The sequence below is a fragment of the Polynucleobacter alcilacus genome (genome assembly GCF_018881545.1).
Classification (GTDB): domain Bacteria; phylum Pseudomonadota; class Gammaproteobacteria; order Burkholderiales; family Burkholderiaceae; genus Polynucleobacter; species Polynucleobacter alcilacus.
In genome coordinates this window covers 1,579,717-1,604,939 of the sequence record NZ_JACVQD010000001.1, presented here as the reverse complement: position 1 = coordinate 1,604,939, position 25,223 = coordinate 1,579,717, and the positions used below count along the sequence as shown (strand labels likewise).

Sequence of the window (25,223 nt, the reverse complement as noted above, 5' to 3'; positions counted from 1 at the left end):
AACTACCTAAACCTAGTAAAGTCGCCATCAGGAGGCAGAGATACCAGTTTCTGCAAGCGAGTTGTTCCAATTTGAATAAACAACTCTTTAGGGAACCCATTAATTGCATTAGAGGCGACAAAAAAATCAGCAGCCTGATTCATCCTGGATTTAAATATAAAGCCCTTATTGGCTAAATAAGTCCGTATCTGATTATTGCCAGTCGAGAATAACCCCTCATTGTTATTTAACAAAAGAATATAGTACGAGTTTAAAAATGAAACATTCTCAAGGACTTCAATCAGCTGGGGATGATAATGCAATATAACCAAAGGATAGCTACTTGCAGGCAAAAGAAGATGTTCACACAATTCAGCATGAGATTTAAATTTCAATGAAGATAAATTCTGCCTTTGATCACTACCGAACAATCCAGCGGTAGGATTGTTTGATCTGATTTTTGTAGCTAGATCAATATCAACAAGTCTAAGAGTGCTAAAAAAAAAATTAGCTATATGGACTTCATGAGCAAAGCCGCCGCTTACAAGATTATTAGCAATCAAGTCTTTTTCAAAGCTTGAATTTATAATTTCTAGTGTTTTAAAATTCTTATTCTTAAGCGAAAATGCTTCCAGATTATTTTCCAGAAAAAATAAGTATTTACATTTATATGAGTATGAATAATCAGGATCTATTAATTCAAGAAGCGGCCACCTATATTTAAGAATAAGATTTTTTATTCCTAAATTTATCCCATTCAGCATACTTCTCAAATCCCCTATGAATATAAAACATAATTTTCCATAAGAATTTATCTATGCCAGTAAATCGGAATACTAAAAAATTATGGACCAAAGAAAATGGCTCAGCAATCATAAGATTGATCTTACCCCCTGATAAATCTCGCATCCACTCATTATTATATATATATTTTATGTCCGTATTACCATAAATTTCAATAGGTTTATCAAGTAAAATGGCATCCAATGCTATAGTAGACAAATCAGTAACAATGAGAGAGCTATTTTGTATGAGCATATGAGAATCAATCCTCTCATTAGGGCCTATCAAATCAACATTAGCCCCAGATCTCTCTAAAAAAAGCTCTAACTGCTTAAATAATCTAGGCCAATTTGGATCTAATTCTGAATTTGGATGACATCTAATTACATAAGTTTTACTTAATCCATATTTTCCAAATACAGATTCACAAAATTTAATATTACCCCTCCACTCAACCCCACAGATTTCCGTATCTACTGCTGTATATTCAAAATCCGATCCTAAAAAAACACAAATATCATAATTTTTTTTCGTCTCTAATTTATTTTTCTTTGCATAAGGAGAGTTTAGTTTTTCACCAATAAGACTTCGTGAAGCTTTGTAAAGATTTTCGATTGAATATATTCCATATCTATAATAATTAAGCATCAACACTCCAATGCGCATTGATGCATGTGGAGGCACGGGAAATAATCTAAACCCATTAGCATGACCAGCATACTCAATGTATAAAATATTTATATTATTTTTTACACAATATTTTGTAATCAAATAACTAGATGCCGTTCTACCATTAAAAATAAATATATTAGAAAAATTATTTTTCTGAACATAAGAAATAATGTCCTTTGCCCCAAGAACTAATTTTTTAAGCTGGTAATAAATATCTGGATGACTATGTTCAGAAGAATTGGAATCTTGGGTAATAGAATAGAGAGATGACTGTAAACCCATATCTCCATCATTTATATTCAATTCATTTGCAACAGTTTTGATTATTTTAAGATCTGTAAAAATCAAAAGGAGGTATTTTAGAAAAATTTTCCATGCTAAATGTGTATGATCTGCGTACTCTTTGTTTTCAAAAATACTCTCATGCGCCACCAAAACTGCATTATCAACTAAGTATCTCAGCTTAATTGATGAAATTACTGGTGTCGCTCTTAGGTCGTTAAGTACAATTAAATTCTTTTTAGAATTATTAGTGTTTTTATGCACTTTGCAACTCACTTATTAGTCTAATGACAAAATCATTAAAGTTTGAACTCGGACGCCATCCAGTGTCGCGCATTAGCTTCCTCACATCTCCTACTCTAGCTGGCGGATTTCTGGTCAAAATACTTTGATTGACAACTACGTTTGAAGCAATATCTATCCCTAAATATTTAAAAACAATGTCAATAAATTCACGTACCGAGTGCCCTTCACCAGAAGCAACTATATATTCTCCAGATTTATCTAGCTTTAATATTTGTTGATACGCCTCGACATAATCCGCTGCATGTCCCCAATCAACTACAGCATCTAAATTTCCAACCACTAATTTTTCATTTGATCCTTTTAAAATTCTAAGTGCTGTTTTAATAATTTTGATAGGAAGAAATTTTTCAGATCTGAACTTTGATTCATGATTGTACAGAATGCCAGAAGATGCAAATATATGATGCTTGGTCCGAAATTCTTTGCAGAGTAATATGCCTTGCATTTTAGTCATCCCATAAATCCCCTGAGGATCAAAGGCAGTCATCTCGTCTTGAGTTGCAGAATTGGCATCACCAAACACTAGAGATGATGAAGCATAGAAAAGCTTGCTACTTGCACAAACTTTTAGCATCCCGTCCAAAAAATTCAGCAGTCCGATAACATGGGTAGAGTTAGATCTAATGTATTCATCGTATATATTTAAGGAGTTTTTACCCTCCTCAGATGATACGTGATGCGCCGCTAGATAATATATTTCATCAGGGTTAAAGTCACTCAATAAGTCTTTAACCTGCTCAGCACAGCTTATATTAATTGAATTACCGTAATCACATAAGCCATTTTTTTTGACGCTATTTCTTCCGATTCCCAAAACATCTGAGCAACTATCTATTAGGCTATTTGTAAGTAATCTGCCATCTTGACCCTCACTTCCAATGATTATTACCTTGGGCATATTTCGTCAAACTATCTCAATCTCTGGCATTGGGAAAATTAGCTTTCCACCTGAAGCCAAATACTCCGCCTCTCTTCTAATAATATGATCTCTAAAATGCCATGGCATTACAAGCAAATAATCTGGCTTCATTCTTTTAACTTCGCTTTCACTCATAATTGGAATTTTAGATCCAGGCGTAAAGCTTCCAAATTTATCTTGATTTACTTCTGCAATACACGAAATATCATTTGATGTAAATCCACAAAACTGCAACAAAACATTGCCCTTGGTAGAGGCTCCATACCCCATCACTTTTTTGCCGTCAGAATTTAAATCCCTTATTAGTTGTACTAAATTTTGCCTATGCTCAAATACTCTTTCCTCAAATTGCCTAAAAGGACGGGGCGTATGAAGTCCCATTCTATCTTCCTGGTCCAGCATCCAATTAATGACAGCATCGTTTGATTTTAATTTTGATGCGCGCTTAACTGCTGTAACAGCAAAACTACCGCCATTAATTGAGTTCATATGTACATCAATTATTCTCATCCCGCAATTTTCAAGGAGCTTTTTTACTACACTGAGCGAGTAATACTCGAGGTGCTCGTGGCAAATTGTGTCATATGAATTCATACGCAACATTGTAGGCATATAGCTTTGCTCAAAATGCCAAACGCCTTCATCATGTAATATTTTGCTTATGTCAAGCACAAATTCCATTGGCGCCTCAAGATCGTAAAACATTGAGATTGATGTAATTATTTTTGGCTTTTTATCAAATCTCTTAAAATATGCAGATGAAGAAAAAAATTCTGGTATTAACTCTAATCCATTATCGTAAAACTGCTTAAACTTCTCGCCCGTTGGATCAATGCCAATCCTTTTAACGCCCTGACAATCATATGCTTTTAATAAAGTTGCATCATTACTGCCAATATCAAGAACAAAGTCGCCTGATGTAGCGGGACAAATCTTTTGTAAAAATCTTACTTTTTGCTGTAAATGCTGCACCATAGATGCGTTAAGCCCAGACCGATAACCATAGTTATCACCATACATCTCAGCCAAGTCATAAGTGTGATTCAGTTGCAGTAATCCACTATCTGGGCATAAAACTAATCTCAACGGGCCCGCTGTAATTTGATCAGATTCAGCTTTAGGGAAGACGCCTGTTAGCGATTGAATACCTAAATCAAGCACCGGAATAAGATGTTGACTACCGCTGATTCTACATCTATCTATTTGTGAATATTTCATTTTTTTCCAGAGTTAACGTATTAATCCTAATGCCTATTAAATTTTTACTAATTACAAAATATTGAACTAAATTCAGCGTCTTCAGATTGATACGGCATCCAAATTGAATCAGCAACGATCTTTGGATCAACCCACCAATCTTCAAATGCCCTACCGAAACATTTCACATTTTTTGCCACCAATCTATAACCCCTATCTTTCAGGAATTTTCTTGATAAGTTTGCATACGCATCTCCACTAGAGTATGCATCATGCTCGTAAGTAATTACAGAAAATCTATATTGATTAAATGGACATTTTATAAGTGCTGCATAAGTATTCTCTGCTGGATCAATATCTACTGAGAGATAATCAATTTGACTTGGAAAATGAAGTAGCTTAGCTTGGGCTTCATAATCAAATATTGTGGCATCAGCAGAGATACAAATATTATTTCGGAGCTTGCTGTATTTAGCTGATAGCTCAGCATTAAATTCTATAGAAAATCCAGTCCAACCAAAAACTGACTCGAGCAAAAATGTATTGTTTGAGTCAAAAGGGTCAGCCCCCCCTATCTCCAAATAAGTCCCATTTTCTTTATTATTTAGCATGGCAAGAACAAATAAATCTTGACCGGCTTGAGAGAAATAGTTTTTAACTCCAATAGTTCTTATGTTCTTTGAAAAAGAACTATAGTTTTTATTTCTTCTTAGTTTGTCAAGAACTATAGTGTTGCTCATAATTAATGTGTATTATTTAAGTTTTTATTAATACTACTATATATTCAGAAGATTGAGTGCTTTCGAAGATGTGAATCAATCAGCAACCAAAAGCTTCTTGATTTAATTAGTGCTTCCGCTTTTTTTAGACCGGCATATGCAATTTTTTGCCTCTCAGCTTTATTTAAATTAAAATATGAGATTCTTTCTACAGCCTCTTCAACTGTAACAAAAGGTATAAAGTGCTCCCAGGGAGTAAAGTAACGCTCTACACCTGGCACCTCAGACGCCACAAGCAAAGTTCCGCAAGCAGTAGCCTCTAGAAATCGGTAGATCAACTGCGGCACATCCACTCGGTCCGCGCCACTGAAAATCAATCTACCTGATGAAGTCTTATGTTGAAACCCTTGCTGTGTTGTTGTAACAATTATGTCTGCGTGAGCTAGCTTCTTCCAATATTCGTTATCATCGACTCTTTTCTCGCCAGGCAACCTTCCCTTGACATCAAAAGAGTAACCATTGGACTCCAAGCCACACTTTATCCCCTCTAAAATGCTTGTCCTAGGCTCATATAGAGCTCCTATGAAAATAGTTTCACAGTCATTTGAATCTGGCTTTGACTCTCTTATTTGCCTTAGATTCTTTAGTGTTTTTATTGAAAAGGGCATCAGACTAGGCGCAATCATACGTTCATGCGGAAATATTTTTTGAGCTTCTTTTGCCGACATGAAACAAATTGCCACCCCAGTAAAAGGGGTTACCACTGCACCCTGCAATCTTGGGATCCTTAAAGAAATATCCGTCAAAATTACTATTGGAATTATTCCTTGACTAATTAGAAGAGAGGCCAACAAAAAGGACTGATAAACCTTAAGAAAAGGGCCTCCCGACATACTTCTAGGATCATGCATGTAGTGTGTCGGCTTAGTTTTTTTTATAGTCTGTACAACTTGATGCAAGTATTTTTCATCATGATGGATAACTAGTTTAATTACATTATCGACTCCAAAATACTCAACCGCAGACTGGTACATCTCCTTAAACTCAATTGACTCCCAACCCTTCTCTCCAGCCTCAATACAAACTATCGAATTAAGTACGCTTCTTTTTCTGAAATATTTCTTTAATAAAGACAAGATATACGTGGGCCATAAAATTACTTTTAGAATAAAGTAAGGAACAAATATTGTTTTCGGAAGCACCCAATCAAAATAAAATTTTCTCAACAGTCTCATCAGTTCACCATATAAAATTATTTATTCCTGTTGGCGCTTAATAAAGGCATATATTTAAAGGAAAGCATAAACTATGAAATTTTATATTTGCATATTAATATATGTAATACAAATACATCTCTAATGCCTCTTCATGGAAATGCAGCTATTCAGACAGAATTTTCTCAAGGTTGAGGGAGTATTTTCAGTAAATGCAAAAATTGAACCTCCTGCGGCAGCCATCAAGTAGTCATGCTTAAGGACTTCAACGAAATGTTCTGGGCTGCCTCCACCTCCAGCTATTATCACCGGCACTGATGGCTTAATTAAATCTAATAAATTCAAAATACGTAAATCAAATCCGGATAAGGAACCATCCTTGTCGACTGAAGTGATCATAATCTCACCCACTCCAGCTTTAATTAATTTTGGAATGTGATCAGTTAGTTTTATATCTAAACTACTTGATGTTCGATAATCATATAAAAAAGCCACATCGTCTATGAATGAGATATTAAGGGAGCCAACTACCGCTTGAGCCCCAAGACTTTCTGAAATACTTTCTACCAAAGATAAATTATCTATACATGCAGAGCAAAGTGAAACCTTATCAGCGCCCGATGAGATGTAATCCCTAGCTATATCCAAAGTACTAATTCCGCCTCCAACAGTCAATGGAATCTTTAAATTCTGGGAAATTTTATGTAATAAACGAAGGTCAATACTGTTGGCAGATTTTGAAGCATTAACATCAAGAATAATGATCTCATCGGCGCCCCGTGAATCATGCAGCCTTAACGACTGCATAATCACCCCAACAGTTCTCCATGGATTAAATTTTTTGCTGGTAACAATCTGCCCACCTGAGCCCATCAGCATGATTGGAATAATTCTTTTTTTCATAATAATAACAGCAGCATCAAGCCATAACCTGATTCAATATATTGTCTAGGAGTAGATAGCCACCCTCCCCGCTTTTTTCTGGATGAAATTGCAACCCAATTATATTTCCCGACTCTATAGAGGCACAATAAAGCTGCTTATCATACTCAAACCAGCTTGAAACATCCTCAGGTTTTGATGTTTGACAATAGTAAGAGTGAACAAAATAATAGTCGTAAAAAGATTTGGAGGGGTAATCACAATCTGATGCTATCAATGATCTTTCATAGGAGTAGGTCTTGGAATTACTACTTATCAACAACTCATCCCAGCCCACCCGTGGAATTCGTTCGCTCAAAGATGGTGGGAGTAGTTTGACTGCACCATTAATTAATCCCAACCCCTCAATTCCCGGGCTCTCTTGGCTAGACTCGAGTAATAACTGCATGCCAAGACAAATTCCCAAAATATGTCCCCCAGAAAGACCAAATCTTTTAATAACATCAACTAGACCGGATAGCACCAATGCATTCATTCCAGACTTAAAAGTACCTACACCAGGTAAAAGAATTACATCCCGACCCACCTCCAAAAAAACATCTTTCTTGAGAAATTCATAATCATGCCCACCAAAATCGAGATATCTCTTTACACTTGATAAATTACTTAGGTTTGATGGTGGAATATATATCATCTATATAATTAAGATACTTCTAGATCTAAGATTAGTACTCTCTAGAAAATGTCAATTTTCTAGAGAGGTATTCGTCATGTGCAAGATCGTTATATCTTAGCTGCAAAGAAAATCTAATTTTTTCACTTCGGTTAAATCCTGATTTATGTATTAGAAACTGCGAAAAACACAGAATCTCCCCCAAGGCTATAGGAGCCGATTCATAATTTATATCGGGGAATTGCTCTATTATTTCGTTATTTTTTTCTGGAAGTAACCCGAGCTTATTTGATCCTTTAATCACTTGTAAACACCCCATATCCTCGCCAGTATCCTGAAATGGCACCCATAGTGTCACTGAGTTAAGCGATCCTTTATTAAAAGGATAGTCTTGATGCGGAGGGAATCTCCATGGATCATCAAACGGCATATCAGCACGAACGATGCACTGGGCGCCGATATGAGGGGACACTAATCCAGCATTATTTAAAATATCAAGAATGATTTTAGAGGACGCAATCTCAAATACTTTGGGGTGAAATCTTAATTGGTTATAAGCCGCAACCCATAGCGAATGGTTATTTTCATATAGTCTACAGACATCAGCATCATTATGAACAGCTCCACAGCCATGGTGTTGAGATATTCGATTAAATAATTGAATAAAGTCAGACCTCATTGCCTCTAATAAGGAAGATATTTCAGTTTTGATGACAGCAAATCCTTCCGAATGGATGAGATTGAGATTACTTTTAGCCATTATTTTTAGTCTACTTATTCAATATGATTTTTATACTGGTTAAAGTTGGAAATTAAAGATGGAGATCCATCACTACGCCTAACCAATTCACCGGCAGGCGTTCTTTTAAATAAACTATAGTCTGTATAGTCATCACAAATCTCATGAAATTCATCTGAAGTAACAGAATAATAATTCAATATTTCTTGTAAACTTTTATCTAAGTACTCAGAGGGGTACACACCATCATTCTTTGCAACAAGGAATATCGCATCCTCGCGCGTTAGCAATTTTCTTCTAATTAGATTACAAGCAATATCTGTTGAGCGGCTAAATCCAAACTTTAAATATTTAAAATAGTCATGGATTCCATGAACGTAATTATCTAAATTTTCATAATTACTGATTGTTCCAACAATGTTATTCGGGGATACCTCAAATCCAAGTGCTTGAGATATGACGACATTTGTAATTCCGTGCCATTCAAAATAGTTATCCAAATAAATTCCCTTTAATCCCAGCCCCTCAACTGTGTCAGGCTCAGGGTACTCATAAAAATACAAGTCCTTAGAAGAGACTCCGGGAATTGACAATAAATCGCTAACCCTTTGCCCATTTAGACTTCCATACTCCTCCAATACTCGGCGATCAAATAGAACCATTTTTGCATCCTCTGGTCTACCTGCACCATATTCTCGTTGCCCGCACTCTCCCCAAACGATTATTGGAATATTAAAATTAACGGCAATATGGACTGGGACTGTGTATATCAAAACATGTTCAGACCACTGTATGTCTCCAACCGAACGCAATGAATACTTTGCAATTTTCTTTCTGACATCCCTATTAACTGATACCTCAATATAATCAACGCCCAAATTCTTAAGATTTTCAATATTTCTTCTGCCTAGAGGCGTTAAAAAATCAGTTGGGGCTGTTACACATAACGGGTTATAACCTTCCGCCAACATTCTCCACACTTGGTAGGTGCTGTCTTTTCCACCAGAAACAGGCACAATGCAATCATATTTTGGATTTTTTTTATTTTCTCGCATCAGTTTGTGGAATTGATTTTTTGCATCACTCCAATCATAACTTCCGCGAGTTTCATAAGAATGACAGGCGCCACAGACACCTTCTTCAGTAAACCATAAGTCTGGCTTAGTTGACGGATATAAGCATTTTTTACAGTAATACATTGAACCACCTTTTTATTTAAGTACCCTATACACCTCAAATGCTTCTGCTGCATTTGTGCCTACTGAATAACCTCTATGTCGGGCAAGAATTTCTATATGCTCAACACTTCTTGAATGAGGCGCAGCAATCATCTCGCTGTTATATGCACCCGCTGCCAGCAACTTGGTTTTTAAATGACTGCTGATATCAATAAATAGAGATGGGGAGAATGGAATCACAGAGTTAGATTTCCACTCTGTGCTTGAGAGCACTTCAAAGCCATAAATTTCCTTAACGCTGGCGTTGGGAATAGGTCTGCATGCCGTCATTACCGCCTGTTGTGTAATTCTGTGATCAATATTTAGATCACCATAATGATGTGTATACACAACTGATGGCTTAAGCATATGAATAATATCCTCAAGCGATTTAATTATTTGCAACAAAGGAAATTCATCCATCATATTATCTGAATACCCCAAATTCACGACACTTGAAATACCAAGTATTTCTTTAGCCCTTAATGTTGCAGATTTACGACCATGAGCACTAGAAAAAGAAGCTGATTCTCGAGAAGTCTCACCATCAGCCATGAGAACCAAGTGGACATCATCACCCCCTTCTACATGACGACAAATTGTTCCACCACAGCCAAGAACTTCATCATCTGGATGCGCAGCTACAACAAGAATTTTTTTCAATTAATTGTCCTTTTGTACACTCTTTAGCTGGCCAATGTTTTTTAGTAAATTTAATTCTTTATGGGCAATAATGTGGTCGATTATACAAGCTATATTTTATGTAAATAAAGATGGCATCCACGAGATTTGTTAATAGGGCGTTATTAATGGGCGCCACTCTTTAAAATTTAATCTTTATTTTTTAATAAATTAGAAATACGATTTGCACCCAAACCATCAACAATGCCCCTACCCAATCTAGAAGCCTCAACCCGCAGAGATAAATCCCTCATTCTACTTATTTCCGCTAATAATAATGTCCTAAACTGTGGGTCTTTTGCATACAAATGTCTACCTGTTACTAAATTTTGCACGTATCCCTCAATATTCCAGTACTGGTCCATACCAGTTTCAACTGCAATAAATGGTATCCCCAAAAATGCCAATTCATTTAGAGTTTGACCTCCTGCACTGATAGCTAAATCGATATCCAAAAATAATTTTGCAACTTCATAAGAATTCAATCTACCTAAAATATTAAATTTATTGCTACGAAATTTTGAGCGAAGAAAGGATGCCTTCTCATTATCACCAGTGAGCACATGAATATTCAAATCCAATGCCTCCAATATTGGAAGCGTAAGATTCAGGATGGGGCTAGTATCCCCACCTCCAAATGTAACTAATAAACTTTTTAGCTCCCCATGCTTTTGCTTTGGTTTACTAAACCTAATGTCTTCTCGTAGAATTATGAATTCAGACCCTTTAAAAATCTTTGCGCACTGCTGACTGTAATTCGGACCTAATAAGGAGGGATTTATTATGCTGTCACATGGGTAAGGCATGCGATCAAAGTCATCTATTACAGCTAAATAATTTACCGATTTACGTAAATAATTAATACAGTCTATATCAGCATTATAGGAATCTATCAACACTGTGTTTGGCCATTTACCACCATTTAAATCTGGAAGCTCCGCAGGATTTCTAATCCAATTTGAAACTCTTGAGTTATTCTCGAAGGTCATTTCCTCTGAAGAGGTCAATACAAGCCCTGCTTCTCCACTTAAGGCTTGTGTGATTCCCAAGCAGCGAGAAATATGACCATACCCAACCGATCCACCAGCCTCAGTTAATATTAAAATATTATTCATTTATTAGGAACTTCATCACTAGAGATAATCGGAGGGAAGCCGTAGAAATGCAAAGATCCCCCCCCCAGTTAAATTTTTGAGGTTTAACTATATAAATTTGAATACCTTCCGTGCAGATCCTCCAAAGATTAATTTTCTTGTAGATTCATCAAATCCGTGCTTTTCAAAAAATGTAATGTGGTCACCAATTGCATTTTTAAGTGGTAAAAATGGTGAATCAGAACCAAACATAAACCTTTTTGCGCCAATTTTTCGTATTGAAAAAGCAATATCTAAATCAATGCTGCTATTTAGCCAATAACTTAAGCTAAAGGAAGTCTCAAGAAATAAATTAGGCCACATTTCACATAACAAAAGCGCCTCCAAAATTCGGGCGCCGCCACTATGGTAAAGGACGAGAGGATAATCTCCTGACTGCTTTAAGATTTCAACAGCCAAAGGCAAGCTCTCAAAATCATAAATCCCTTTTCCCCCAAATGCTGTGCATAAACCTGCAAACATCCCAATCGAATTGGCATAATTAATAATGCTCACTACTCTTGAATAATCGCAAGGTTTAATTTCCTGAAGATAGCTATGAAATGTAATCCCCTTGAAACCTGCATCCGCAGCCATCTTAATACTACGCAATGGATCGTCAGCACGAAAGTTGACCATAAGAGTAAACCATAATCGTTTTGAACTATGAGAGACCTCTAGATGTTTGCAAAAATCCCTGTTCCAAAGAACCCTATCATCCATAATACAAACGCCTGATGCTCTAACGCCATTTTCATCCATAGATCTCAGTGTTATGCCAACCCAGTCATCCCAACAGATATGAGATAGATCGAAAAGCATATGCTCACGCGCATTGGAAAGCGGATGTATGAACATATCTATCATGATGAAGGATGCCTATGAAGTACCAGCATCATCTCCCTCTGCGGTAAGGACTGATAGTCATGTCTGAGCGTTACATGAGGAGTGAGAGTTAAAGCAAATTTCAGAATTTCACAAGGATCATAATAATAAACAAAATCCTCTTCTGGATATTTTAAATCTTTAACAGCAGTTAAAAAGTCCACAACTACAGATTCTCTACATATGGTAAAAGCCTTAGAAATCATTTGTCGAGCAAAATCCATATTATCAAATTCTTTAAAGCGGAAATTTAGGACTCCAAATAAGGTAACAATATCGTACGAAGTGTCGCTGATATCGTCTACAAGAATATTAGCTAAATAAAAATTGTCCATTGGCCATCTATTTTTGCAATACCCCAATAACTCAGGATTAATATCACACCCCGCATAAACGGCTGGCACTATATCTTTGAGTTTTAAGAACGCCCTAAAATCTGCGAGTCCGCAGCCAATATCTAAAATTTTTCGGCCATTAAAATCGACAATTTTCATCGCAATTTCAAAGCGGCTATATTGATTATTTTGATTATCCCAACCAAGAGTACGGGCATCACCCCCAAATTTGCGCAATCGATTGCTATAGCGTTCTATCAGTTTTTCATCTGCAATTTTTAGAGCTAAACTGTCAATTTTCATATTCTATTTTAATTAACTTTCTTATTAATTTCTTTAAGCTTTCAAGCTCCTCATAACTACTCCCAATATATATAGCAAATCCATGGCGTTCAGCCCCTGATGATGGCTTTCCCAAGAAATCGCCTTCTTTTATCATCATTTTGAGATGAAGAATTTTAGGGTGTTCCGATGCCTCTAAAACTCCTTCAATTTTCGACACTAATCCTGTTGGGAAGATCAAAAAATCCAACATGGCAAATAAAGATTTGCTCCATGGAGTCACGTCATAGGGCCTGCCTAATGCCTCTAGAACCAAGATTTCAGATAGATTAACTCCGGATATTGCTGGAATGATAACTCCAGATGTTAAAACTCCACCCCCTCGATTTGCCATCTCGACAAGATAACAGCCCCCATGTGAGTCAACAATGTATTCTGAGTGTGTAAGGCCACGCTTAATCTCCAGCGCCTTCACAACATTATTATTAATATTGAAAATATTTTTCATTAACCCGTCATCAATATTATTTGCTGGGTATAGAACTTCTACGATTATTGGAATTTCATCAGATGTAATTTTTTTAGATGCAATACCTAAGTTTATATGCTTCCCATCTGAATCTACACAACCATCTACGGTTATATGGATGCCAGATATGTACTCCTCAACTAAGACTTCACGAGAGTGAGCATTCATTAATGCATGCAAAAAAGCATCCTGAAGATCGCTAAATTTAGCAACACGTGTAACGCCAAATGAGCCACGATTATCCGAAGGCTTAATAATTAAAGGGTAACCAATACTTTCGGAAGCCTTGCAAACTTCGAAATAACTTCGGCAGATTTCAAAACGAGGTTGCAGCACCCCCTCTTCGGCACATTTGTTCCGCATCCAATGTTTATTTGTTGTGAACTGAACTGCATTCATGCCAAAATTATGCAATCCCATCTTATTTCTCAGGAACATGGCAGCGTAATTTGAATAATCACAGCTATCTGAGGTTACCGCATCAACTGAATATTTTTCTGCGATTTTGACAATAGCATTTAAATCTCGAGGATCCAAAATCTCAGAGTAATCGGCATAAGCAAATCCTTCGGAGTTTGATGAAGAAGAGGTTGCAATAACCTCGCACCCCATATTTTTTGCTGCCCTAATTAAAGGAACCTGCTCCCAGGTTGCCCCTATCACCATCAATCTATTTATTATCATATTATTTTTTATGGGTGGAGTTTCGGTCTTGACCTAGTAGATAAATTCAGCTTTAAATTTGGGAACGCTCCACAAATTCCCACGTAATCCATGAGCCTGCTTGTATATCCTTCTTTGCTATAAATATTTCTCTTTTTTCATATACAGTCCAAGCATCAATGCCAACAGAATCATTTCCCCTCATTAGATCACTATTGTTTTGATCGATTATCTGACCTGAAAGTATTTCCCTAGTTGCAACAAGATTGTGTTGAATACGATTTTTGAACGCCAGCTCATCAAACTCTAAACTATCACGGGGTAAATTTCTACAAATTAATTCAGCCTCACGAATTGATGAGACAAAATTTCTAAACTCTTGAGGCTCAAGAGAAAGCTCTGCATCCGGAGAGTCAATTTTTTTGCTTATCGTAAAGTGCCTTTCTATTACAGCCGCACCCATTGCTACTGAAGCTATAGAAGCAACATCAGAAACTGTGTGATCAGAAAACCCAACTGCACAAGAAAATCGTTTTTGATAGCCCAACATACGAGGCAAGTGAACTATGTCTGGATTTGCAGGATACACACTATTGCAATGCAAGATAATGAACTTTTCATTCCCTACCTTATGAAATATATCAACCACTCGAGATAACTCGTTCTCTGTTGCTAAACCACTAGAAATGACCACCGGCTTACCTAGAGCTGCTACTCGCTCTATCAATTGAGGATAGACAGCGACTTGAGCTGATGCAATCTTATACAACTCCACCCCAACTGACTCCAGGAGTCCGACTGCCGACAAATATGTTGGGGAAGATAAAAAAACTAGTCCGAGCTTGTCGCATTCTGACTTCAGCTTTTTATACCAACTTTCGGGGAAATCAATTTTTTTATGTAGATTACGGACATCGATATTTGGATTGTGGTAAAGCGCATCTATATTAATTGACTGAAACTTTACTGCGTCCGCGCCCGCCCAATGAGCCCTTTCAATACTTTCAATAGCAATATCCAGCGAAGAAGCATGATTTGAACCAACTTCAGCTATAAGAAAAACTTTCCCGTTTCCCAGCTCTTTATCGCCAATTCTGATGAATTTCATAATAAATCCTATGATTATGGGGCATCGTACATATAAACACAATTAGTCATTAAGTGCAGAATGAAGGCGTGTTAATGCGAGTTCAATTCTATCAATTGGCTCTATTGCAAAAGATAACCTTAAAAATCCTGAGGTACTCTCCCCATAAGCACCCCCCGGAATTAAGGAAACATTTGATTTTTCTAAAAATTCTACTGCGAACTGTTTAGTATCGTTCACCTTATGAGATACATCGATAAATACATAAAAAGTGGATGATCCAGATAAATATTTAAATCCAAACTTTTGGAGCAAGTCAATTACATCACTCCTCTTTGAATTAAGTGCCTTGAGCTGCGGACCAATTTCAGCACGTAAGGTACTTAACTTGCCAACAAGATCCAATTGCAAGCAAGTAGGGGCACAAGTAATTAAATGCTGATTAAATTTATTAAGTCTATTTATAAAATCCTCACTTCCGACACAATACCCAATTCGCCAGCCTGATAAGCCAAAATTTTTAGAGATTGAATTAAATACCACTACATTTGGAAAATCTTTTATTAAAATAATACCGCTATAAAAGTCTTCATCAATCACGAAATCAGAATAGCTTTCATCTATCGCTAGTACAATATTTTTGTCAGCGCAAAAATTCGCCAACCACCTTAATTCTTTCTCACTATAAACATAACCTCTTGGATTATTAGGATTATTAAGGTATATAAGTTTTGTATTGGGATGAGACTTATAAAGATCCTCAAAATCATAGACAGATCGGGTGTAATCTAGAAAGGTGGTGCTAGCCTGATTGAGTTTGGCATGTTCCTGATAGCTTACCCAAGAAGGCTCGTGTAGCATTATGTTGTCACCAGGATTTAACAGTGCTTGAGCAATAAAATAACTGATGATCTTCGAACCTGCTGATACAAGTATATTTTTTTCCCAAGATATCTCTACATCAGTCACATCCTTGATGTATTTCGCAATTTCCTGGCGGAATTCTGGCACACCCTTTCCTTCGGAATAATGACACCCCCTCTCCCAATCGCTCTCCTTGCTTAAGATTGGGCTAATTTTGAAAGGGGCTTCACCATAGGAGAGAATAATGGGATCTCCGCCTTCTCTGCGTTTTTTATAAACAAGCTCATTTTGCTCAATTGAGCTTGCAACCCCAATTTCCTGTGATTTTTTACTATAAAGCACGTATATTCCTTTTTATTAATTTAAACTCGCTCGTTTATGGATTCATGAGGCTCTATAAACAGCTTAAGAAGTTTAAATTTTTATTTGCCGTGGGATCTCCATATTACAAAATCTGCTTTAATCTCCGCTACAAATCCGAGTTTTTCGAATACTTTTGATGAAGGCGTATTGCCTTTCTTGACATATCCAACGAAACATGATTCAGGATAATTGTATTTCATTTTTTTAAGGGCTATATTTAATACCAATTCACCAAGCCCTCTTGATCGAAAATCTTTATCTATTGAATAGTCAATCTCCCAAATTGGGCCTTTTTTTTCAAATCTAACCTGACCAAGGGCAACAACACCCTCCTCTTCAGCTATAAAAATTTGGCATCTGGAACATTCATTTAATCGACCGTAAAGCCATTCATGATGTGCTGCGGGCGTTATGAATTGTGAATTAAAGGCATTCTCACGTACAGTCGAATCATTCGCCCAACTCAACAACAACATCTCATCATTTAAATTTGCATGCCTAATTTTGATTTTCAAGATTGGTGCCTTTTTATAAGAAATATAAAATTAGTCATATTAGGTACTGTGGTTCAAGTAATTATCTCTTTAGATCATTCCTGTCATCCACCAAATTGGAAGATATTGACCCGGAGAGCCTCTTCCACACCTTCTCATGCTTCCAATATCTTGAAACTCGTAAAATCCATTTTGCTTATCGTACATACTCATTATCCAACCAGCAATATCTTGATATTGTTCACTGTTCTGATACTCACATGAATTGGTATAAATATCATAAAATCTCATTGCGATAGCCGCTCCACATGCGCTTCTTATATGAGCCTCATCTAAAACTATCCCACGTTGACCATCACGGTGTCCATAGGCTCCCTTTATGTTGGCAATACGGAATTTGCTACTTAATCCGAGGTGCTCATCAATGCGTGGCTTAATGAACTCCTTCAGGTATGAGAGTGGCATTGCCTGACAGAGAATTGCTGCATGCAACCCATAAACAAGAGGCATCGTGCTTCCGTCATAACTCTCAAATGTATCTACTATGTAACTCAATAATCTATCAACAATCGCATCAGAATCATTTACGCACTTATCTTTCCAAGCCTTCATACCAAGATAACTAAACAATTGGTAACTCCTGGGGTTTGATCTTAGGGACTGTAAAACTGGATTAGTCTCTTCAACAAAACATCCATCTTTATCGCTCCATTTTCTTATTAAATATTTGTAGGCCTTCTCACCAACATCAAGAAATCTATTGCTACCAGTTATGCATTCATAATCAGCAACAACTTTTAGAGTTGCAATAGTTGGGGGAACATCCTCTATTGTTGACGTAGCAAAAGCCACGTCATTTGTCACTTTAAATCTTAGGCCATCACCGTATCTTCCAAGGTGAATACCTAATCCACCACTGTCCATTTGAAGTGATTTTATTTCCCCTAAAATTACCTCAACAGCACTGAGAAGCTTCTGCTCTCTAGTCAGCTTATATATTGATAAAAGCGCGTATGCAGATTCCGAAAGATATAATGTTCCCTCAGGGCCCCAACTCTCATTCACCATATACTTACCGCTGTTCTGGAGATAAATATCCGCCATTTTCATCGCAGTATCGCGAGCAAAATTATAATTTTTTGGCGATAAGTCACTCATAAGAAACGGCTCCAATATTCACTAAATATTTCATCTCAGCCATTTGCCAGTCTTCGGGAGAGTCTATATCCTGAACCTCGGAATCATCGAGAACAATTACTCCTTTACTTAATCCAAATGTATTTTTATTTTTTAGTTTAAAAAAATTCTGTGTTCTAAAAAAATAAAATTGACCTGCATCATAATACGCATCAGGGAGATCCTGCGAACGAGATATTTCATACTCAGGGAAATTCATTGCGACAGATGAGTCGGCCAACATACGATATGAGCGAAAAATAGTTGGTCTAAATTTAGCAACCGGAAATATCACATCAAATGTTGAAATTTGTAACTCTGCAAATGCCTGCTTAATCCTATCCTCTGTAACAAATGGAGCGGTAGGATAAAGACAGCAAGCAACAGAGAAATATTTACCCACCTCCTCGTACTTTTTTAAGACCTCATTAAGAGCATCCCCAGTCCCAGAGTAGTCATCAGAATTAGCTGCACTCCTTAAAAAGGGGACAGAAGCGCCATATTTAATACTGATCTCTGCTATCTCAGGATCATCAGTGGAAACCATCACTTCATCAAATAAATTAGATTTAATTGCCGATTGAATGGAATATGAAATTATCGGATGTCCATGAAAATTTTTTATATTTTTTTGGGGGATTCTTTTACTCCCACCCCGCGCAGGTATTATGCAAATATTCATATTACGGTAGCTTTTTTTACGGCATCAATAACATAGTCTTGGTCTTCATGACTAAGCGCAGGGAAAATAGGTAAGCTAATAGCTTGGTGATAATAATTTTCAGCCTCAGGACAATACCCGGCAAAAAATCCTCTGCTGGCATAAAAAGGTTGGCGATAAACTGGTATGTAATGTAGGTTCACGCCAATCCCACTCCTTCTCAGCTCGTCGTAAATCTCTCTCTGATTTTTTTCACCAAACGGCGCTTTAATGCGAATTGGATAAAGATGATAACTAGAATTACTATCTTGATGCTGCCAGGGTGTAATCAGTGGGAGATCAACTAGTGCCTCGTCATATCGTGATGCAATGTTATTGCGACATTCAACAAAATAATTCAATCGATCCATTTGACTCAAACCTAATGCAGCCTGCAAATCAGTCATCCGATAGTTAAAACCTAACTCAATTTGCTCATAATTCCAGATCTCGTTATTTAAGTGATGCGCCTTATCGGACAACGCTCTGATACCATGACTTCGAAAGAGTTGCATACGCTTTGCCAGCGATTCGCTATTAGTTGTCGCCATGCCACCCTCGCCAGTTGTGATAATTTTGACGGGATGGAAACTAAAAACAGTGATGTCGCTATACCTGCCGCTACCAATTGGTTCACCTTTATATTTAGCGCCGATGGCATGCGATGCATCCTCAATTATCTTAAAACCGTATTTAAGACTTAATTCATATATCTTAGCCATGTCACAGCTCTGACCACACAAATGAACTGGAATTAAAACTTTAGGCAATTGACCTATTTTTTCGGCCTCGGCAAGCTTGTCGGCCAATAAAGAAGCATTTAAATTATAAGTGAACGGGTCAATATCGATAAAGTCTATCTCGGCACCACAATACAGTGCACAATTAGCGCTAGCCACAAAAGTTATTGGGGTTGTCCAGACAATGTCACCCTCACCCACACCCAGAGCCAAGCAAGCAATGTGCAAAGCACTGGTAGCGCTATTAACAGCTACGGCATATTTTGCACCACAAAACTGAGCAACAGAATTTTCAAAAGAAGGTACTACTGGTCCTTGCGTCAAAAAATCAGACCGCAAAACAGCCACAACCTCATCAATATCGTCTTGGCTTATGTCTTGGCGCCCGTAGGGAATGGCAATTGTCATATTTTGCCTATGCTTTTTTGATTTAGTTTTACCCAACTCTGTAAGTCTGAGATGCTCATCCACTCTAAGTTATTATCTGAAGAATAAGTAAAATCTGCGTCTACGGGCTTACCTTCACCAATACGCACTGGATCACTACTCCATTCATGAATAGCGGGTAAGATTTTATAGTATTCAGGATATTCAAATGTATGAGGCGCATCTTCTGGACCTATCATTTGCTCATGTAATTTCTCGCCCGGTCTAATGCCAATTATTTTATGAGTAGCATTAGGCACCAGAGCTGATGCTACATCCGCTATTTTCATTGATGGTATTTTTTTTACGTAAATCTCACCACCAATCATATCTTCAAAAGCACGCCAAACAAGCTCAACCCCTTGCTGCAGCGTAATCATAAAACGAGTCATACGTAAATCTGTTATTGGTAAATTTTCTTTGTCAACTAAGCTCATAAAGTAGGGGATCACAGACCCCCTAGAGCCCATAACATTCCCATATCTAACAACTGCAAAGCGAGTATCATCATCGCGCGATACATAAGCATTACCAGCAATAAATAACTTATCTGAAGTAAGCTTCGTTGCACCATATAAGTTAGCCGGGCTACTTGCCTTATCAGTAGAAAGCGCCACTACTCTTTTAACGCGCTGATCAATACAGGCATCTATTAAATTCATTGCACCAAATACATTAGTTTTTACGCACTCAAATGGATTATATTCGGCAGTGGGGACGATCTTAGTGGCAGCGGCATGAATAACGTAATCAATGCCATTTAATGCCCTAGAAAGGCGGTCCTTATCCCGAACGTCGCCAATAAAAAAGCGCACTCTGTCATCATTGGAATATTGCTTAGCCATCTCCCACTGCTTCATCTCATCACGTGAATAGATTACTAAACGTCGAGGATTATATTTAGACAAGGTCATTGGTACAAAAGCATTCCCAAATGATCCCGTTCCACCAGTGATTAAAATAGATGAATTTTTTAACACGCGCAACCTTCCCAATCTTTTATAAAAAATTATTGTTGATGCAAAACATCTTGGTAATTACAGCAACGTCGTATATCGCCATTGCTTAACTCAATAATTTGGGTACAATTTTTAAGTGTTGTTAAACGATGTGCAATAATAATTAAAGTAAGATTCTTGTTAAGGCTATTGATGGCATTCATGACTGCTTCTTCAGTTTTTCCATCTAAGGCACTAGTTGCTTCATCAAAAATAATTACATCTGCTCGCTTATAAAGCGCACGCGCAATTCCGATTCGTTGCCGCTGACCACCAGAGAGACGAATCCCGCGTTCACCAACAAAAGTTTGATATTGCTTAGGCCAGCTTTCAATGCTGTCGGCAATTTGCGCCTGTCTCGCCGCCTCTCTAACTCGAGAATGATCAATCTGGTCAACAGGAATTCCGAAAGCTATGTTTTCCTCAATAGTACTGTCTGCCAAAAAAATTACTTGGGGTACATGGGCAATATGCGATTGCCAAGCGCGTTGATTGGCGAGAGTAATTGGTTGTCCATCAATCATGAGCACGCCATCGGTAGGCTGAAGTAAACCCATAACTATGTCAATCAAAGTACTTTTTCCCCCACCAGTTGCTCCAATAATTCCTATACGACTACCCTTGGTTATTGTTAGGTCTATGTGATTTATCACATCGGGACCTTCCTCTCCATAGCGAAATTTGAGCTTACTAATGGTAATAGCTTGGTTGAATGGTAACCGTGGAACAGGATTTGTAACGTAACTCGGTATTGGTTGATCAAGTAATTCAAGAGTATCTTTTAAGGAGGCTCGCCCACTATTTATTTGAGTCCAAGATCCATAAGCCTGCTGTAAGACTGGTAGCATGCGCTGTGCGCCAAGAGCCAAAGCCCCCAAAATTGGCAGAGCTTCAGCAATACCATCTTCCTGCTGAGCAAGAGAATACGCAAGTGCAGAAATAAGAAGCATTCCCAATGCCTCCATGCCGTACCGTGGACTTGCACCAATAAAGACAATATTGCTTTGTGCGCGACGAAGCGAGGCATCAGCATCTCTATAAATTTTACAATACGCCTCCTGACTACCATCTATTAAAACATCACGAATACCTCCCAGCCCCTCCTGAAGAGACTTGATTACATGAGAAGATTCTCGTGCAACACATTTACTATCAACCATTAATTGCTTTCGGGTCAATCGAATAATAACTATATAAATGAAACCGAAACCTCCAAAAGTTATTAATGCTATCAAAGGCTGCACCATTAAGAGCACAATCAATATGGCAATGAGCAATATACAAGAGCCTATAACAGTCAAAATCGGAAAAATAATACTGTAAATAACTCCGTTGGCTTTAGCAGAAATTCCATCAATTACCTCGCTACTATTTCGATCGCAATGCACTGTAAATGGTTGATAAAGTGTGCGTCGGTAGATATCAATACTCAGATCAGTACCTGTAGCAAAAGATAATCTTGTAGTTAGCCAAAGCAATAAAAGGCGCATTACACCAGCAATCAATGCTGCCAAACCAAATGCAACAGTAAACGGAAGCAGTAGCTGTTTTGGATCTGTTAGCCTAAAGTTTTCAACAATGGGCTGTACATGGGGCATCTTAAAAATACGCTCGGGGTCAGTTAATATTCCTAAAAATGGTAGCACTGCCCCAATACTCAGAATTTCCGTAAATGAAACGAACGACATCATAATCAATAAAATTAAAAACTGATGCCGACGATTTGGACTGATGTGACGCCAAAGACGATTTAAAAGTGAATTAATAGAAGGGTTCGGATTCATAACGTTAGAGTAATAAGTCGAAAATAATCGACTTCCACTAATTCGCATTTTGATACATTAGGTACATCGTGACCCATTAGATTGAGATCTGTTACGTAGGAATAATTTTTTTATGAAGGCAATAATAAGACCCAAGAAAACTCCTCCTATAATTCCTGTGGCAAGAATTAAACTTTTCTGTGGGCCAATAGGCGTATCTGAGCTGTTTATAGGGAACAAAAGGCGAGTGACGTGATTTTGATTAAAGTTGATCATATTTTTCAAAAGCCTAATTTCACCTATTGACTGGCGCATCTCATTATATTCAAAGATATAAGCTGCGGACATAGCTTGATTCCCCATCTTTTCAACCCTCAGAACAAATTCTTTCGATTTCTGCAGGCGTCCTTCCTCAAAGGCGAGCCTACTTTCAGCTTCATCAGTAACTGGCGCAACAAGCGCGGACTGAGTAGCTTTAATGAACTCAAAAATGGCGAGTCCGCACTCCTTGGCCAATTCGGGCGTTGGACGCAAGACCTTGAACTCCAGCGCATTTGTAACCCCCTTAGGGAGCGTGAAATGACTTGACTGACCGAGTAACTGGCCAGCATTTGGCTGATCCTGAAGGCCACAGGCTGCAGAGACTTGAGGTGTAAAACTATTTGGATGGGACAGACGCCAAATCAAGGCTGATGGTTCCTCGACATTCATAGCCTTAGGATTAATAACATCCATAGGCATAAGTTGTGCCATGAATATTTGACCTCCAGCCTCAAATTTCTTTGGGGCCTTAGTTATAAAAATAATCGACAGAACTAATCCCGCAACTCCGAATAATAGAATCTCTTTCCAAGCGCCTCTAACAAAGAAAAAAATGCTGAGAATAGACATATCTAAATTTTCATCATAATTAAAATCACGGGTTTTCATTTAGCCACCCGCTTTGAGCTTTAATCATTCAATCCCCTTACTAAATTTATTACTTAATAGATAGATTAAAATCTAAAAACGTTTAATGCAATTAAATGCATAATTAAGCCCTACGTTGATACCCTAGGCCTTCTAGAAAAGCATACCTCTGGTTTTTTGGGATTGCAACCAATCCAGAACCCCAAATAAAAACTTCCTGCCAGGGTGGGGAATTGATTGGTTAATATATCCAAAATACATAATGCAATAATTATCGCTGACCCTATTCTTAAGCCTATCTCTTCAGGATGATCTCTGAATAATTGAATAATTTTAAAAATGGTATATATAATTAAACTATAAAATAGGATGACCAATATTAGACCGCCCTTCAAATAAAGCCAAAGAGGCTGCGAATGAACATAATTTCCAAAATTTTGGGTGGCCGGACTAAAGCATAAAGCCCCGCTTCCTAGGCCGCTTAGCCAATTGTCATTCACGCAAGCAATAACTTCTAGATATTCAGCCATTTTTAAAGCCACCGATCTTGAATTTAATGCTGGTATGTAGTTACTCGCCATCCTGTCTATTAGATCGCCATTCAAGAACCCCCACCCATTATCAGCCAAAATATCCATCCCATGATAGACAATAAAAGAGTCAGCGGGATTTGTAGGTATTTTGTCGCGGCCAATAAAGAGATGGAGGGTAAAGAAAAATGTCCCCAATAATATAGTTACGTAAGCAACTTTTTTGAAGTACACCTTCGGAACCTGCAATACAAGGAAGATACAACTTGGGATGATTCCGAAATAAATAGAGCGCACGCCACTAATTACAATCATACCCATGGTCAATAAAAATATTAATGTTAACCCTATAATCTCTAAAGCATTATTTTTACGTAACAGAAGAATTCCTGTAACGAGTATAAACATGGCAATTAGAAAAGGATTTTGACCGCGTAGAATAATTTTTGGGAGAGAGCTATAGCTTGCGAATCCAATAAAAAAACCGTAGCCCTCATTTAATGCGGGAGTTTGATTTAGCCACATCCATATAATCTTTCCTGAAAACAATACCAGGATAATGGTCATTACAACGACTAACTCCTTCAAAGTTAATTTGGATGCAATTTTTTTTCCGAAGAATATCCCAAAAAATAGAGTGCAAAATATCCCGAGATCGAGATAAATATAGTACGCGGAATATTGGCCAAAATGCGGCAAAGTAATTAATACGCAATAAAGCGTGATTAATAACCACCAAAATTGTGTAGCATTTTTTTCAAAAATAAAATTCTTAAACTGCCTCCAATACATGAGAGCAAGGATGATGGCAAGTAGAATGAATCCCGAGGGATTTTTGAAATATAGGCGAAACGATTCCCCAAAAAATGGAGCGTAGCCTAAAAAAATCAACGTCAGAATTTGCGGCGAAAATCGCTTTAACACGTCTACAATCGAATTAAAAATTCTCACAGCGATCTTAAAAGTTAAAATAATATTATATATGGTTAATATAACCACCTAGTTTTTATAAGATTGGCCGACTTTAAATTTTGAAATTTAACTAACATAAACAAAAATTCAAATTAGTAAATGCAATATCTA

Annotated in this window: 25 protein-coding genes; all 25 read right to left on the bottom strand. The window is 37.4% G+C overall.

All coding sequences use genetic code 11. The features are described from left to right. Window positions 1-2: 2 nt before the first annotated feature. The 25 genes from ICN45_RS08285 to ICN45_RS08165 all read right to left on the bottom strand — a co-directional run bounded on the left by ICN45_RS08285 (window position 3) and on the right by ICN45_RS08165 (window position 25,091). Window positions 3-743 carry a hypothetical protein gene (locus ICN45_RS08285; RefSeq protein WP_216175196.1) on the bottom strand — a complete coding sequence of 247 codons (741 nt, stop codon included), beginning with the start codon at window positions 741-743 and terminating at the stop codon, window positions 3-5. Next, window positions 700-1,980 (bottom strand): hypothetical protein, encoded by a 1,281-nt coding sequence (locus ICN45_RS08280; RefSeq protein ID WP_216175195.1) that lies wholly within the window; start codon window positions 1,978-1,980, stop codon window positions 700-702. Before ICN45_RS08280 ends, ICN45_RS08285 begins: the two co-directional genes overlap by 44 nt. Further along, window positions 1,973-2,920 carry a GDP-mannose 4,6-dehydratase gene (locus ICN45_RS08275; protein ID WP_216175194.1) on the bottom strand — a complete coding sequence of 316 codons (948 nt, stop codon included), beginning with the start codon at window positions 2,918-2,920 and terminating at the stop codon, window positions 1,973-1,975. Before ICN45_RS08275 ends, ICN45_RS08280 begins: the two co-directional genes overlap by 8 nt. A gap of 6 nt (window positions 2,921-2,926) precedes the next feature. Continuing rightward, window positions 2,927-4,159: a class I SAM-dependent methyltransferase gene (locus ICN45_RS08270; protein ID WP_216175193.1), complete on the bottom strand. Its 1,233-nt coding sequence runs from the start codon at window positions 4,157-4,159 to the stop codon at window positions 2,927-2,929. Window positions 4,160-4,206: 47 nt separating this feature from the next. Then, window positions 4,207-4,878, bottom strand: a complete 672-nt coding sequence (locus ICN45_RS08265) for a class I SAM-dependent methyltransferase (RefSeq protein WP_216175192.1) — start codon at window positions 4,876-4,878, stop codon at window positions 4,207-4,209. A 44-nt stretch (window positions 4,879-4,922) separates the two neighbouring features. Beyond that, the gene (locus ICN45_RS08260) at window positions 4,923-6,092 is read right to left on the bottom strand and encodes a glycosyltransferase family protein (protein ID WP_216175191.1); all 1,170 of its coding nucleotides are present in this window, start codon (window positions 6,090-6,092) and stop codon (window positions 4,923-4,925) included. Window positions 6,093-6,212: 120 nt separating this feature from the next. Further along, entirely contained in the window at window positions 6,213-6,974 is a 762-nt protein-coding gene (locus tag ICN45_RS08255) for a HisA/HisF-related TIM barrel protein (protein WP_216175190.1), read from the bottom strand. 16 nt (window positions 6,975-6,990) lie between these two features. Then, on the bottom strand, window positions 6,991-7,647 hold the full coding sequence (gene hisH, locus ICN45_RS08250; RefSeq protein ID WP_216175189.1) for an imidazole glycerol phosphate synthase subunit HisH: 657 nt from the start codon (window positions 7,645-7,647) through the stop codon (window positions 6,991-6,993). 31 nt (window positions 7,648-7,678) lie between these two features. Next, complete coding sequence (locus tag ICN45_RS08245) at window positions 7,679-8,386, bottom strand: phytanoyl-CoA dioxygenase family protein (protein WP_216175188.1); 708 nt, start codon at window positions 8,384-8,386, stop codon at window positions 7,679-7,681. 14 nt (window positions 8,387-8,400) lie between these two features. Beyond that, window positions 8,401-9,564 carry an N-acetyl sugar amidotransferase gene (locus ICN45_RS08240; protein ID WP_216175187.1) on the bottom strand — a complete coding sequence of 388 codons (1,164 nt, stop codon included), beginning with the start codon at window positions 9,562-9,564 and terminating at the stop codon, window positions 8,401-8,403. A gap of 12 nt (window positions 9,565-9,576) precedes the next feature. Beyond that, window positions 9,577-10,245, bottom strand: a complete 669-nt coding sequence (locus ICN45_RS08235; protein WP_216175186.1) for a PIG-L deacetylase family protein — start codon at window positions 10,243-10,245, stop codon at window positions 9,577-9,579. A gap of 167 nt (window positions 10,246-10,412) precedes the next feature. After that, a complete protein-coding gene (locus ICN45_RS08230; protein ID WP_216175185.1) occupies window positions 10,413-11,378 on the bottom strand; it encodes a hypothetical protein in 966 nt (321 codons plus the stop codon). Window positions 11,379-11,465: 87 nt separating this feature from the next. Continuing rightward, entirely contained in the window at window positions 11,466-12,263 is a 798-nt protein-coding gene (locus tag ICN45_RS08225; protein ID WP_216175184.1) for an amidohydrolase family protein, read from the bottom strand. Next, on the bottom strand, window positions 12,260-12,919 hold the full coding sequence (locus ICN45_RS08220) for a methyltransferase domain-containing protein (protein WP_216175183.1): 660 nt from the start codon (window positions 12,917-12,919) through the stop codon (window positions 12,260-12,262). Before ICN45_RS08220 ends, ICN45_RS08225 begins: the two co-directional genes overlap by 4 nt. Continuing rightward, on the bottom strand, window positions 12,909-14,111 hold the full coding sequence (locus tag ICN45_RS08215) for an ATP-grasp domain-containing protein (RefSeq protein WP_216175182.1): 1,203 nt from the start codon (window positions 14,109-14,111) through the stop codon (window positions 12,909-12,911). The genes ICN45_RS08220 and ICN45_RS08215 overlap by 11 nt, the downstream gene beginning before the upstream one ends. Before the next feature lie 52 nt (window positions 14,112-14,163). Beyond that, the gene (locus ICN45_RS08210) at window positions 14,164-15,198 is read right to left on the bottom strand and encodes an N-acetylneuraminate synthase family protein (RefSeq protein ID WP_216175181.1); all 1,035 of its coding nucleotides are present in this window, start codon (window positions 15,196-15,198) and stop codon (window positions 14,164-14,166) included. 42 nt (window positions 15,199-15,240) lie between these two features. Continuing rightward, window positions 15,241-16,383 (bottom strand): pyridoxal phosphate-dependent aminotransferase, encoded by a 1,143-nt coding sequence (locus ICN45_RS08205; RefSeq protein ID WP_216175180.1) that lies wholly within the window; start codon window positions 16,381-16,383, stop codon window positions 15,241-15,243. An 80-nt stretch (window positions 16,384-16,463) separates the two neighbouring features. After that, a complete protein-coding gene (locus tag ICN45_RS08200) occupies window positions 16,464-16,919 on the bottom strand; it encodes a GNAT family N-acetyltransferase (RefSeq protein WP_216175179.1) in 456 nt (151 codons plus the stop codon). Window positions 16,920-16,988: 69 nt separating this feature from the next. Next, window positions 16,989-18,056 (bottom strand): hypothetical protein, encoded by a 1,068-nt coding sequence (locus ICN45_RS08195; protein ID WP_216175178.1) that lies wholly within the window; start codon window positions 18,054-18,056, stop codon window positions 16,989-16,991. Next, on the bottom strand, window positions 18,049-18,756 hold the full coding sequence (gene pseF / locus ICN45_RS08190; protein WP_216175177.1) for a pseudaminic acid cytidylyltransferase: 708 nt from the start codon (window positions 18,754-18,756) through the stop codon (window positions 18,049-18,051). The genes ICN45_RS08195 and pseF overlap by 8 nt, the downstream gene beginning before the upstream one ends. Further along, a complete protein-coding gene (pseC, locus tag ICN45_RS08185) occupies window positions 18,753-19,922 on the bottom strand; it encodes a UDP-4-amino-4,6-dideoxy-N-acetyl-beta-L-altrosamine transaminase (protein ID WP_216175176.1) in 1,170 nt (389 codons plus the stop codon). Before pseC ends, pseF begins: the two co-directional genes overlap by 4 nt. Then, entirely contained in the window at window positions 19,919-20,920 is a 1,002-nt protein-coding gene (gene pseB, locus ICN45_RS08180; protein WP_216175175.1) for a UDP-N-acetylglucosamine 4,6-dehydratase (inverting), read from the bottom strand. The genes pseC and pseB overlap by 4 nt, the downstream gene beginning before the upstream one ends. A 29-nt stretch (window positions 20,921-20,949) precedes the next feature. Further along, on the bottom strand, window positions 20,950-22,722 hold the full coding sequence (locus ICN45_RS08175; protein ID WP_216175174.1) for an ABC transporter ATP-binding protein: 1,773 nt from the start codon (window positions 22,720-22,722) through the stop codon (window positions 20,950-20,952). 57 nt (window positions 22,723-22,779) lie between these two features. Then, the gene (locus tag ICN45_RS08170) at window positions 22,780-23,631 is read right to left on the bottom strand and encodes a hypothetical protein (protein ID WP_216175173.1); all 852 of its coding nucleotides are present in this window, start codon (window positions 23,629-23,631) and stop codon (window positions 22,780-22,782) included. A 110-nt stretch (window positions 23,632-23,741) separates the two neighbouring features. Continuing rightward, entirely contained in the window at window positions 23,742-25,091 is a 1,350-nt protein-coding gene (locus ICN45_RS08165; RefSeq protein ID WP_216175172.1) for a hypothetical protein, read from the bottom strand. Between the last annotated feature and the right edge of the window lie 132 nt (window positions 25,092-25,223).